Source organism: Acetobacterium wieringae (assembly GCF_023700225.1).
GTDB lineage: Bacteria > Bacillota > Clostridia > Eubacteriales > Eubacteriaceae > Acetobacterium > Acetobacterium wieringae.
Map to the genome: position 1 here is coordinate 3,488,901 of NZ_CP097897.1, position 12,964 is coordinate 3,501,864.

Here is a 12,964-nt window from a genome sequence, read left to right on the forward strand (position 1 = left end):
AGAATTCGTATCTGAAAAGAAACAAAAACCATGGAACCAATCATGCTCCATGGTTTTTTAGTTCTTTCTTATCGGTCTGGAATTGTTTCGGTTATCAAATAACTTGTCATGGATATGGATCCCAATGTGCGTGAATCATTAAAAACGGTGATTGTCCTATCTCTATCTGATGCGCCCAAAACGTATAACAGCGGATAGAAATGTTCGGGGGTAATAAACGCCAGCTTGGAGGACTCGCCTGCCAAATGGTAATCTATAATCGCCTCATGCTCCACCTTTAAAATTTTCTGCTGAATGTAGTCATCAAAGGCATCTGCCCATGGATAACCGCCATCCAGCGCCCAGTTAACCCGGGACAGATTATGAACAATATTACCACTGCCCAAGATTAACACCCCCTGTTCCCTAAGTGAAATCAGTTCCTGTCCGATTTTATAGTGGGTTTCCGCAGCTGCATGCATATCAATGCTCAACTGATAGACGGGGATTTCTGCTGTGGGATGCATGCGATGCAGCACCGACCAGGTTCCATGATCAATCCCCCAGGTGTTATCGACTTTAACCACCCGGCTGATCCGGTTTCGGGTAATCTCTGCCAGTTCCGGCGCCCCAGGGGCCGGGTAGACAACCCGGTATAGTTCATCCGGAAACCCATACATATCATAAACCATCTCTGGTTTTTCCGAGTTGTTGATTCTGGTTTCTGCGGTGTACCAGTGGGCTGAAATAGACAGAATTGCTTTTGGTTTGGGAATTTTCTTCGCAATTTCTTCCCAACCCCGGGTAAATTCATTATTTTCAACTGCATTCATGGGTGAACCATGACCAACAAACAATACCGGCATTTTGGGATTCATTATCACTACCTCCTGCACATTGAGATGATCTCCGATTTTAATCTGATCAATCACTTGTTAGATTTGATTATAACACTAATTGAGGCATCGCTACTTAACAATTCTTTGATACTGGCTTTATCGACACTGACAACCTTAACCTCAGCACTACGCCTCACGAGGCGGCCAACTCAAGCAGGGTATCCCCGGTAATCCGATAAACCGTCCATTCATCCATGGCTTTCGCCCCTAGCGAAAGGTAAAAGTCGATACTTGGCTGATTCCAATCCAGACACCACCATTCCAGACGACCACACCCCCGTTTCACAGCTATTTTGGCAAGCTGCGTAAGAATTGCTTTGCCATAGCCATGTCCACGGTAGTTCGGCAGTACATACAAATCCTCCAGATATAGCCCAGCCTGGCCCAGAAAGGTTGAAAAATTATGAAAGAATAAGGCAAAACCAATTTCTACTCCATTCAACTCCGCAAAAATGACCTCAGCCGTTTTCTTTTCAAACAGCCATTCCGTTAAGCCTGCTTCGGTGGCCACAACCTGATCAAGCATTTTTTCATAGCTGGCCAACTCCTTGATAAAATAAAGAACCAAACCTACATCCTCTTTTTCTGCCTTTCTAAAGGTTAGCCCTGAGTTTACTTCACTTTTCATTTTCTGTTCCTTTCATAAAATGGTTCTCAAAGAAATCCGAATTCGTACTGAGTGACACTTATGGAAACGCATTTGTTTTTAAACCATTATTATCTATTTTCTTACTGTTATTCTAGGTTGTATTATACTACAAATATTTTACGGCAACATCAATTTTCCGACTTTGAGAGGGCATAAAAAAAGGCGTTATAAGCGAAGTAATCCTTCGTCACTATAACACCCCATGCTTTATCCAACTAATTTATTTAAACCCCAAAGTGCATCCCCGGCCATCCATTGTTGACAAATCTTTACACCTTCTGCTGCATTGGCAGTATATCCGTCAGCACCAATTTGTTGGCCGATTTCTGCAGTCACAGGATGTCCACCAACAATTATTTTGGCCGTGACCCCTGCTGCTCTTAAGGCGGTGATGGTCGCTTCCATCGAGTCAATCGACATGGTTAGAATCCCACTCAACCCAATGATTGCAGGTCTGCAATCTTTGGCTTTCTGCACAAAATATTCAGGATCAACATCAATTCCCAAATCGACAACCTTAAAGCCAGCCGCTTCTGACATTATTTTAAAAATATTTTTTCCGATATCATGCAGATCGCCATAAACGGTTCCCAAAACAATCGTTCCCGACACCTTGGCTTCAGTCTCCCTTAAAATTGGCTTTAGCCGATTAACGGCTTCTGTTAATAATTCCCCTGCAAAAATTAAATCCGCAACAAAGTACTCCCCTTTTTCGAAAAGCGCTCCGACCAAGCCCATACCACTCTGACAAGCTGTGACAGCTTCGCGAACTTCTAGTTCAGAGGGATTCTCCGCAATAAAATCATCGAGTAAATCCATCACCCTTTCTTCATCCAAATCGCCGACTGTCCGTGTTAAAATTCTTAAATCCAGCACTCCAATAACCTTCCTTACTGCGTTTTATGCCTAATTTAGCTTTCATCAATTAAAGAGGTGATCGCATTGATAACTTTAATGTATAGCAATAAGCATGCCAACTTTTTAATATTAAAAAGTTCAACAAAATGACGATTTCATCGCGATTCTAAAAATTCACTCTGCCGATTCGATTGCCACAAGTGAAAACCTGCTTTCTCTTTTTTCATTCCTGAAAACAAAAAACAAACCGATTTTAACACTAAATCAGTGAAATCGGTTTGCTTTGCTTGTTGTAGTCTTTCTTGATCTGATCACTTATTTATGATTGTGAGTCATTATGCTTTTTTGACAAATTCGGATTTTAAAGACATTGCTCCGAACCCATCAATTTTACAGTCGATGTTATGATCACCGTCGACCAGCCGGATATTCTTCACCTTGGTTCCCTTTTTGAGATCCTGGGAACTGCCCTTCACTTTAAGGTCTTTAATTAAAATAACCGTATCACCATGATTTAAAACATTTCCGTTAGCATCCTTAACGGTGAGTTCGCCTTCGCTGGTTGATGTCAGGGTCCATTCATGGGCACATTCCGGACAGATCAACAGTTCTCCATCGGCATAGGTATATTCAGAATTACATTTCGGGCAATTTGGTAAATTTTCCACGCTTTATTCTCCATTCATTATCTTTTTATGGTTTGAGCTATTCATGTTATCATACTCTTCGACAATTGACAAGTAAGCCGGATCGCCGATCTGAACTATGATCTGCTTTGTTTGGCGGTTGTTTTTTGAATTTCTGGTTAATCATAATGCTGGGTAGCTTGCGTCATCCGTGCCATCGGGATCTGTATTACTGCCCGGGTTCCGCCGCCCGGCATTCTGTTTATTTCCAAGCCATGACCGTACAACCGCACTAACCGCATATTGATATTTTTTAAGGCCACCCCTGTGCTGTCACTGCCGTTTTGGCACTTTTCAAAGACATCCTCGGGAATACCAACACCATTGTCGATAACACTGATGATCACAAAATCCGCACGGCGGTGGGCTGAAATTTTAAGAGTTCCACCATTTTTTTGCGCTGACAAACCGTGCTGCACGGCGTTTTCAACCAAAGGCTGAATCACCAGTGGCGGCAGCAGACATTTTATCTGGTCTTCAATATCATAAATAATATTTAGTCGTTGGCCATACCGAGCTTTCTCGATAAATAGATAGGCTTCCACCAGTTCTAGTTCCTTTTGGAGAGTTACAAGCTTATCCCGATTTTTAAAATCAAAGCTGCCCCGCAGGAAGGCACTGAGATTTGCCAGTAAATCCCGGGTCATCTGGGGTTCATCCAGGGAAAAAGCGGCAATGGTATTGAGGGCATTATAAAGAAAATGCGGTTTGATCTGCGCCTGTAAAAAGGCAATCTCCGATCGCAATAATTCTTCGGTGGAACGATGCAGCGCCTCTTTTGTGGCGATCAGGTTCGTAAACAACTGCACGTTTCGAAGCGAAATTGAAAACTGAGCAGCCAGCAATTGCAGAATCTCAACCTGGCTGTCAGTAAAAACCGCTTTGGCCAAATTGTTTTCAAGATATAAGATGCCGGTGATCAACCCCTGATTTTTAATGGGTAAACCAATCAGGGATTTCGTTTGGTTTTTTTGAATATAGGCATCTTGTTGGAACTCCCCTTGTCCACTCGCATCGCTTAGCACCACCGCTTCGCCGGTATGAATACAGAAATTAATCACCGCCTGGGGTAGCATCTTGGCAGCTTGCTTGAGGGCAACCGACTGTAAAACGTTTATATCGTTCTCGCCTTCTAAAAACGTTGCATCGATCTTCCAGCCCTGTTCATCCTTTAAGAGTAGCATGGCTTTTTGAGCTCCGGAATTCTCCACCACAATTTTCATGATTTTTCTTAATAAATCGGGAAGTTCGACTTCTTTTGTAACCGCCTGATAGGCACTGGTAATGGCAATCAAGTCGATGGGGGGGACGGCCAGCTTTTCCGCCAGCGCCATTTCATTGCTGGCAAGCTTGAGCAACCCTTCGTATTTCTTTGCCAGCTGCCTGACTTTTGCCCTTGCCCCCCACCGCTGATAGCCCCGGAAGGCTTCGGTCATAAAAAACCCGGCCTGCCGCTTCATGCCGTGCGCTAAAAACATTTTGGCGGCCAGTTCATTGACCAGCGCTTCATCCCGAAGAAAGCCGTTTCGGGCCGCCGTTTCGGCGGCCAATTCGTAGTATTGAAGCGCCTGATCCTTTTTCTCTTCAATCCGGGCCAGTTCAGCCTGCAGCAAATATTGCAGATGTTGAAAGTTTTCCGGACAATAGCTTGACCAGGCCTTTACATATTTGTATTCACGCTTTAGTCGCTGGATTGCCTTTTTCCGTACTTCCCCCTTCATCCCAGCGAGGTTAGCTGCGACTACCAGAAAGTTGCAGATGCGACACTCCACCACATAGGGGGTTCCGGCATGATATTTCAGATATTTATCGGATACTGCCAGATAGTCCAGGGCTTTTGCATAATCATCATATAAATAATGAATATACATCTTTTCTTTATAATAAACCCCGAGGCCGGATAACGAATTTGATTCCCGCAAATTTTTAAGACATTGCTCTTCACTGCCGATGATTCCCATACCGCCATTTTGTTCCTGGGTCTGTTGGGATACTCCCAGCGAGAATTGATGATCCGTTAAACCCAGGTAGTTGAGCCTGCGATTAATAAACATAAACGACATGCTGTAACCGTACTGGTTGTTGGTCTGTTTGATTAACGACACCTGTTCCATCGCTTTTTGGGTTAATTCGGTCAAATCCCGATTCGCCTTGAAGGCATACATAAAGGTTCCGGCTAAAACCACCTGATAATGATCGCCATACCGCAAAGCATCTTCCATAGCTTTTTTAAACCACTGATCCACATCCTGAAAAGATTCACTCCAGGCATAGCCTAAAAAGCCGTAGGCAAATAAAACCCCAGCCCGATACTTGGCCCGGTCTTCCGTTTCAACCAGCTTAAGCGCCAATTTGTGGAATTGATAGGAGCCCTTCAAATCCCCCATTACCGCCAGCAACACCCCATAGCCGGAATAAATCGAAGCTGCTTCCTGGCTGTTTCCATATTGAAGGGTCAGACTCAAACTCTTTAAGGTTGAGAACAGAAACAGGTTAACATTGCCGCCGTTATAGGTCACACTGTTTAACTCACTCATAATCCGGATCATCAGTTTGACGCGATCATTTTGCAGCGGCGCATATAAGAGTTGCTCGGTATTTTTCCCCAGCAGCCGGCCCTTGACCAGCGCCAATTCTCTTATAATCAGATGAAAGCCCGGTTTAAAGGGCAAGCGAATTCCCAGTAGCCGTAAACCAAGAACCCCATAGTTGATCACCTGATCCAATTGTCCTAGATACCGATATAAAACACTCTGCATCAACCTTATTTCAGCCTGGTCAATGGCCGTTTTGGCATGCTTCATCAGCAGCTCAATCTGGGCTTCGGCCACTGGGTATTCTTTATTTAAATAGGCGCATTCCGCATAGGTCTTTATCAGCTCAAAAGTAAGCGGATAGTCCGCTTCCCAGGGGTTATCCGGCAACAGACTGATTGCCGTTTCAATGTACTGCCGGGCCAGCGAAAAGGAGGTGGCGGTTTTGGCCTTTTGGGCAGCCCACAAATTTAATCGCAACACCATTAAGCGTTCCTGCGTGTCATTAATCAAGTCCAGCCCTTCATTTAAATGACAGACGATTTGAATCGCCTGATCCGCTACCTGCTCCGGCGGCAAGCTCTGCCAGATCTTGTTACCAATTTTTAAATGCAGCTGCTTTTTGCTTTCCGGTGGAATCAGGGCTTCACAAGCTTGCTGAATTCGGTCGTGGGCAAATCTGAAGGTCTGCCCCGCCTCTCCCAGATAAAATTCGTAGTAATTATTTTCCGGGATAATAATTTCCCGATCAATGGCTTCCCCCAGCTGATTAAGGATCGCCTGCTCATCCAGATTCAAAACCGCCATCAACAGCTTTACATCAAATGCGGCGCCAATTAAAGCCCCTGCTTTTAACAAGTCCTGGGTCTTTGGTGGCAATTTTAGAATTTGCCCAATCATAAAGTCAACAATATTATCACTGATGGCACACTTCTCGATTTCATCCTCGTCCCATCCCCACTGATGGTTGTCCTCATTGTAATAAATGTACTGGCTGGTATGCAGGTGCAGCAGTAGATTTCGGACAAAAAAGGGGTTTCCCTGAGTTTTCTTGTGAATGACCCTGGCCAGCACGTCTGCTTGATCGGGATGGCAATGGACGGTATCGCTAATCATTTGGGCAATATTCCCCTGATCCAGCGGCTTGACAATGATTGTCGCCGCCTGATCCGATTTTTTTAATTCCTCAAGGCAACGATACAAGGGATGATTTTGCTGAATTTCATGATCCCGATAACCAATGATCACCATCAAGCTGTTCATATCATCAAGGGTCAGCAGATATTTGATCAATTCGACGGAAGACTGATCACACCACTGAAAATCATCTAAGAATACCGCCAATGGTTGTTCTTTTTTTGCGAAGGTTTTAATAAAATTGCCGAAAGTCGTTAAAAAACGGTTGCGGTTCTCGGTTGGCTCCAATTCTTCCACTGCATCCTGATCGCCGATGATCAACCGCAGTTCCGGAACCAGGTCAACGATCAATTGACCATTATTATTTAGTGCTTTTAGCAACCGTTTTTTCCACTCTTCCAACATCAAATCCGATTCCTGCAACAGGATTCGGACTAATTCTCTGGTCATCTGGGTAAAAACATAATAGGGGGTATTGACCTGCAAGGGCTCCGCTTTTCCGCTGGCAAAATAAACGTTCCGTTCCGCTGCGGGCCGAAAAAGCTCTTTTATCATCGCCGTTTTTCCCACACCGGCAGCACCGCCTACCAGCAGGATTTGTGAAACCCTTACCGAAGCCTGCTCAGCGAGCTGCTGGATTATGGCCCTTTCTTTTTCCCGGCCATAGAGTTTTTGCGGCAACCCAAATTTATTTGACCAATCATCCCGTCCCAGCGCAAACTCTTCAGCCCTCCCGGACGCACTGATTGCCTCTATGGCTCGCTTCAGATCACTGATTATTCCGGTAGCACTTTGATAACGCCGTTCCGGTTCCTTTTCCATTAATTTCAGGATGATCTTTGACACCGCCCTGGGGATAGCCGGATTAAGATAATCGGGCGCCACCGGTTTTCTGGCAATGTGACAATGCGTCAACTCCAGCATACTATCCGCCGTAAATGGTTTTTGCCCGGTGATTAATTCATACATCGTCACCCCGAGGGAATAATAGTTTGAACGATAGTCGACGGTTCGGCTTATTCGTCCCGTCTGTTCTGGTGAAATATAGGCAAACCGGTCTAAATCAAGAAATTCTTTTCTGGAGATTGTTATTTTTTTAGGCATCTGCATCGTTGTCATATCATTATGATCCACCGCTGGTTTTGCCATAAAAATATCGGGACTCACAAAAGCAAGAATCTGATTTTTTTTATGAATGTCTTCAATCGCTTTGATCATTTCAACAAATAACTTTAAAACGGCTGATAAGGTATCCTTTGAAAGCGGTTGCTTGCCGCTTCTGATGCTTTTCAATAGTTGGCTGTCAAAATTTGCCAATCCCTGACGGTTCAGCTGACTAAAGCCAGGCTTTTGCTCCTGCATGTATCTTGCCCCCATAATTTTTACTTCTTTGACATTCCCTCTTTAAGCTTGTTCAAATGCTGAGTAAGGATTTGAAATCAATGTTTTCATATCAATATTTTCCCATGATTCGGCTTCTTTTTTAACATTCTGATAATGGGCAAGCGCCGCTTTTTTATTATTCAGCAAAAATAAACCGCAATGATTTTTACATGAATCGAGGCATTAAAGGGAAAATTCTTGGCCAATTTCTTTAAATAAAGCAAGGCCGACTCAAATTTCTGTTTTAGAACCTCGGTTTCAACAATCTTTTCCATCAGCTCCAGATAACAAAGTTCCAATTCAGCCTGTCTTCCTGCTGCCCATAGATATCCATTATGCATTAAATAACCTTCCTGATACAACTCAATGGCCCGTTTTTGCTCTTCCAGATTGAATAGGCTGGCTTTAAATTGTTTATATAAGTCCAAAAATTCATCATAATCCCAATGATCCGGCCGCCATGTCAGGGCGCACTTGCCGCCATCTTTGCGGCTGCTATAAATGGCATTATGCAATCCAAAATGATCCAGATCCTTGCGCAATTGGTAAAGCGTTGTATAAAAAATAGATTGCGCCCGTTCGGTATCCCGATCATACCAGAGTTCTTCCATGATGTTTTCTTTGGAAACAGCATGGCCCTGTTGATGAATTAAAAAAGCCAAGAGTTCTTCCGCCTTGGCCGTCCGAAATTGCATCGTTTCGCCCTGCTCCGAAACCACCGAAAATCGTCCGAATGAACGAACTGACACATAACAATGCTTTTGGGGGCGACCTTGTTCTGCCCGTCTTTTTTTATAGCGCATCAAGGTTTTGTTGATTCGATCTGCGGTTAAGGGCTTTAAGATATAATCAAAGGCTTCAATTTCAAAGGCATCGACCGCATAGCTGTCGTAGGCGGTAACAAAGACAATTGCCACCTCTGGTTTGATTTCGTTGATTCGCCCGGCCAGTTCAAGCCCCAGCATCCCCGGCATTTTTATATCCAGAAAGATCAAATCGACATCAAGCATCGGTAAGGCTTCCATCAGCTCATCCTGATCGGAATAAGAGCCGCATACGTTTACCCCGTCACATGTTTTTAAAACACTTTCGGCTATTTTTAGAGCTGGTAGCTCATCATCTACAATTATTACTCGAATCATTGGTCCATTCTCCCTTAATGTGTTCTTTGTTAATCATATCATATTTTTTAGTTTTTATGTGATGGCGTCGCAAAAACTAGTCTAAAACCGCTACATATAAATGGCATTGAAGGTGATCCGTTTCAGTGTTTCAAACCAATCGATTGGCCTCGCTTAACAGGGCTGGTCGTCATAAAAAACCACTTGATTTCGGCCCGCTTTTTTTGCTCCATATAAAGCTTCGTCAGCCTTTTGATAGAGAGTCGCAAACGAACAGTCCGGCAATTTCTGATTGGTTACCACGCCGATGCTGATGGTAACCCTTTCTTCAAGAATATCGGCGGTTTCTTTTTGAACCATCATAAGAATGTGCTGGATAATCGCCTGGGTTCGTTTTTTGCCACAATCCATCAAGGTCAAGCTGAACTCATCACCGCCAATGCGGCCGATCAAATCATCTTTACGAATGCACTGCTTGATGGCCTCCACAACTTTCAGAATCACGACATCCCCGACAGGATGGCCGTAACGATCATTGACCGCCTTGAATTTATCGATATCGATGACCATAAATGCCGCCTGAACCGAGCTGGCCGCATTGACATAGTCAATATAGGCATGCTTGTTGAGGATCTGAATATGACGATCCATCTCCGCCTGACGTTTCAGCATCAGCTTTTCAAGTCTGAAATTAGTCACATTGCGGATAACCGATACACTACCGGAATAATGATTGCGGTCACTGATAAAATGATGCTGATCAATTTCGTAATATAAGCTGTCGCCTGAATCATTTTCCAGTTCGATTTCAACCGTCCCGTTTTTGCGCTCAATCAGAGCCTTTTGCCATAAGGGCTGGGCCCGCAAAAAGGCAGTATATCCGCTATAATCATAGCGATTCCGGTTTTGAAGCGCAGATTTTTTGTGGCCTGGAGGAGCCTCTTTTTCGGTCATCTGCCAAAAAAAACGTTCTGCCGACTGATTCACTTCAACAATCTCTCCCGCTGCCGATAAAACCGCAATCCCATCCGGCAGGGAATTGATAATCCAATCCTTTGCCAGCGGAGCAATCGTTAAAAAATCATACCGATAAACACTGTAGGCAATAAACAGGTTGGGAATTAAAAAGATCACCGACATCGGAAACACTTCCTCGTATCCGGTCATCAGGTAATTTTTAACGATTAACAGCACCAAAGCCAGGGTAAATCCAATCAGAATGTAAAAAACCTGTTTCTGTCCGCTTTTAACAATCCGGATTTGAAACAGCATCAGAATAACGATGGAAGCAAACATCAGGGCAAAACGCAAAAGCACAAACATGTTTCCTAAAAATGTCAGTTCGACAACCAGATCCCATTGCCCATTTATTTCTACAAACTCCACCGATTTCCGGATCAGGTCGTGGCTCGGATTGGTAAAGGTCAAAACAATCCCAGCCAAACTGAGAAAGGCTGCCAGCCACACCAAATATTTCAGAAAGCGGTTTTTATTTTCGGTATATTCAATCACAAACCAGAGATTCGCCAGCGGAATGAATGCCATCCCTATCTGAATAAAATTTCGCCAGAAGACCTTTTCTTCATAGCTTTGGGTAAACATGCTGATGGTGGAACCTGCCACCCATAACAAAAGCAGGGCCATCGAGCATAAAAATGGCAACCCGCCTTTTTCGCTGCGATGCCGGTAACTGACAAAGACTAAAAAAAGTGTTACCAGTATCGTCGCAATATTAATGATTAAGACTGTCTGTTTCATATCTTCTTATCACTTCCTGAATTGGCTTCTATTTTGAAGGTTTTTTATGTATTGAATAAAAAAAGGGGGAATCCCCCCTTTTGAGTTTGTCGCCTGCCAATATTTCAATCAGGCAATATCAGCCAACCTCCGGCGCACCGGCAAACTGACTCTCATACATCTGCCGATAAAAGGTTTCACCGGCCAACAGCCCTTTGTGGGTTCCTTTCTCAATGATATCGCCGTCTTTCATCACCAGAATCATATCCGCTGATTTTATTGTCGACAGACGATGGGCAATAACAAAGCTGGTTTTTCCCTCCATGATTTTAGCCATGGCATTCTGGATTGCCACTTCGGTTCGGGTATCGACGCTGGACGTCGCCTCATCCAGAATCAATAGGGTCGGATTAACCAGCATCACCCGGGCAATCGTCAACAGCTGCATTTCTCCCTGGGACAGGCTGCCATCTTCACCAGCAATCACGGTATCATATCCTTGTGGCAGGGTCCGGATAAAATGATCACACCGGGATGCCGTAGCTGCTGCGACAATCTCCTCCCGGGTGGCATCCATTTTGCCGTAGGCGATATTTTCAGCAATGGTTCCGTTAAACAACCAGGTATCCTGGAGAACCATTCCCACGATCTTTCGCAACTGGCTTTTTGACAGCTCCTGAATATCGGTATCATCAATCAGAATACGCCCGCCATTTAATTCATAAAACCGCATCAGTAGATTAACCAGTGTCGTTTTTCCGGCCCCGGTTGGACCGACAATGGCCACCATTTCATTGGGTTTCACCGACAAACTGACGCCCTTCATCAGCATTTTTTCGGGGATATAACCAAACTGTACCTCCTCAAAGGTCACTGCTCCCCGGGTTTTGGGCAATTCTTGCAGCGTGGAGTGATCTGGCCGCTCTTCTTCCTCATCCAATACATCGAAGACCCGCTCCGCTGATGCCATCGCAGACTGGAAGGAATTAAGAAAATAGGAGGCTTGGGTAATCGGCTCGGAAATCTGGTTGACATACTGCAAAAACGCCTGGACAATCCCAATGGTCATGGTATTATTGACAACCAGAATCCCGCCGACAATCGCCGTCATGACAAAACCCAGCTGGGTTAGAAAGCGAATCACCGGATAAATGGCAAACATCACAAACTGGGCTTTTTTATTGGCTTCATATTGGCGCTGGCTGATGGCTTTAACTGTTCCCCGCACTGCTTCCTGACGATTAAAGGTTTTGATGATCAGATTCCCGGTGTACAGCTCTTCGATTTGACTGTTTAATTCCCCTAACGCCGACTGATTATCCAGAGCCACCTTGAAATTCTTAGCTGAAATCCATTTAGTAACGACTACACTGATAGACATGGCCAACAGAATCAACACCGTTAAAAAAACATTGAGCGACAACATCACCACGATACTGACTGCAATATTGACCGTACCATTAATAAACTGGAGTAACCCGGTTTTTAATACTTCTGCCACCCGATCCAGATCATTGGTGGTTCTGCTTAAAAGATCGCCGGTCTGGTGGGAATCATAGTAGCGCAGCGGCAGCCTGGTTATTTTTTCACTGATTTTCTGGCGCAGGGAAAGTACCAGCTTTTCACCCACACTGGCCATGGTATACTCTTGCACAAACGAGAAACAGGCACTAAGTAAATAGGCCGCTGCCAGCAGCATCAATGGCACACCAATAATTTCTGCCAACTCGGAAAAGCCTCCGCCGGGGCCGTTTACCCTTAAGTTGTCAATCAGAGCATCGATGGCCCATCCCATAATCAGTGGGGTCACAGCAAACAAGCCAATACTTAGCAGTGTTGACAAAATAATTAATACTACAGCAACTTTTTGCTCTAAAAGCAAAGCGATTAGTCGCTTAATAGTTTTTCTGGTATTTTGGGGTGCATCCGCCATTTCCGGGTCTAACCCTGATCGATCTTGTGTATTTTTTTCATCCATGAC

The 12,964-nt window shown here is 44.4% G+C and carries 8 protein-coding genes; all 8 read right to left on the bottom strand.

From position 1 onward, the window contains the following. Positions 1 to 68: 68 nt before the first annotated feature. The 8 genes from ygiD to CHL1_RS17125 all read right to left on the bottom strand — a co-directional run bounded on the left by ygiD (position 69) and on the right by CHL1_RS17125 (position 12,961). Positions 69 to 857 carry a 4,5-DOPA-extradiol-dioxygenase gene (gene ygiD, locus CHL1_RS17090; protein ID WP_250934156.1) on the bottom strand — a complete coding sequence of 263 codons (789 nt, stop codon included), beginning with the start codon at positions 855 to 857 and terminating at the stop codon, positions 69 to 71. A gap of 154 nt (positions 858 to 1,011) precedes the next feature. Beyond that, positions 1,012 to 1,506: a GNAT family N-acetyltransferase gene (locus CHL1_RS17095; RefSeq protein WP_228878670.1), complete on the bottom strand. Its 495-nt coding sequence runs from the start codon at positions 1,504 to 1,506 to the stop codon at positions 1,012 to 1,014. A gap of 228 nt (positions 1,507 to 1,734) precedes the next feature. Further along, the gene (locus CHL1_RS17100) at positions 1,735 to 2,403 is read right to left on the bottom strand and encodes a cobalamin B12-binding domain-containing protein (protein ID WP_070370779.1); all 669 of its coding nucleotides are present in this window, start codon (positions 2,401 to 2,403) and stop codon (positions 1,735 to 1,737) included. 317 nt (positions 2,404 to 2,720) lie between these two features. Beyond that, a complete protein-coding gene (locus CHL1_RS17105; protein WP_250934157.1) occupies positions 2,721 to 3,053 on the bottom strand; it encodes a zinc ribbon domain-containing protein YjdM in 333 nt (110 codons plus the stop codon). 137 nt (positions 3,054 to 3,190) lie between these two features. Then, positions 3,191 to 8,104: an AAA family ATPase gene (locus tag CHL1_RS17110; RefSeq protein ID WP_250934158.1), complete on the bottom strand. Its 4,914-nt coding sequence runs from the start codon at positions 8,102 to 8,104 to the stop codon at positions 3,191 to 3,193. Positions 8,105 to 8,265: 161 nt separating this feature from the next. After that, a complete protein-coding gene (locus CHL1_RS17115) occupies positions 8,266 to 9,267 on the bottom strand; it encodes a response regulator (protein WP_250934159.1) in 1,002 nt (333 codons plus the stop codon). A 153-nt stretch (positions 9,268 to 9,420) separates the two neighbouring features. Beyond that, positions 9,421 to 11,004, bottom strand: a complete 1,584-nt coding sequence (locus CHL1_RS17120) for a histidine kinase N-terminal 7TM domain-containing diguanylate cyclase (protein WP_228878683.1) — start codon at positions 11,002 to 11,004, stop codon at positions 9,421 to 9,423. A gap of 118 nt (positions 11,005 to 11,122) precedes the next feature. Next, positions 11,123 to 12,961: an ABC transporter ATP-binding protein gene (locus CHL1_RS17125; RefSeq protein ID WP_250934160.1), complete on the bottom strand. Its 1,839-nt coding sequence runs from the start codon at positions 12,959 to 12,961 to the stop codon at positions 11,123 to 11,125. Positions 12,962 to 12,964: the final 3 nt, after the last annotated feature.

Coding starts and splice junctions, on each gene's coding strand:
- ygiD (WP_250934156.1), bottom strand. CDS start 857: ATGAATCCCAAAATGCCGGTATTGTTTGTTGGTCATGGTTCACCCATG.
- CHL1_RS17095 (WP_228878670.1), bottom strand. CDS start 1,506: ATGAAAAGTGAAGTAAACTCAGGGCTAACCTTTAGAAAGGCAGAAAAA.
- CHL1_RS17110 (WP_250934158.1), bottom strand. CDS start 8,104: ATGCAGGAGCAAAAGCCTGGCTTTAGTCAGCTGAACCGTCAGGGATTG.
- CHL1_RS17115 (WP_250934159.1), bottom strand. CDS start 9,267: ATGATTCGAGTAATAATTGTAGATGATGAGCTACCAGCTCTAAAAATA.
- CHL1_RS17120 (WP_228878683.1), bottom strand. CDS start 11,004: ATGAAACAGACAGTCTTAATCATTAATATTGCGACGATACTGGTAACA.
- CHL1_RS17125 (WP_250934160.1), bottom strand. CDS start 12,961: ATGGATGAAAAAAATACACAAGATCGATCAGGGTTAGACCCGGAAATG.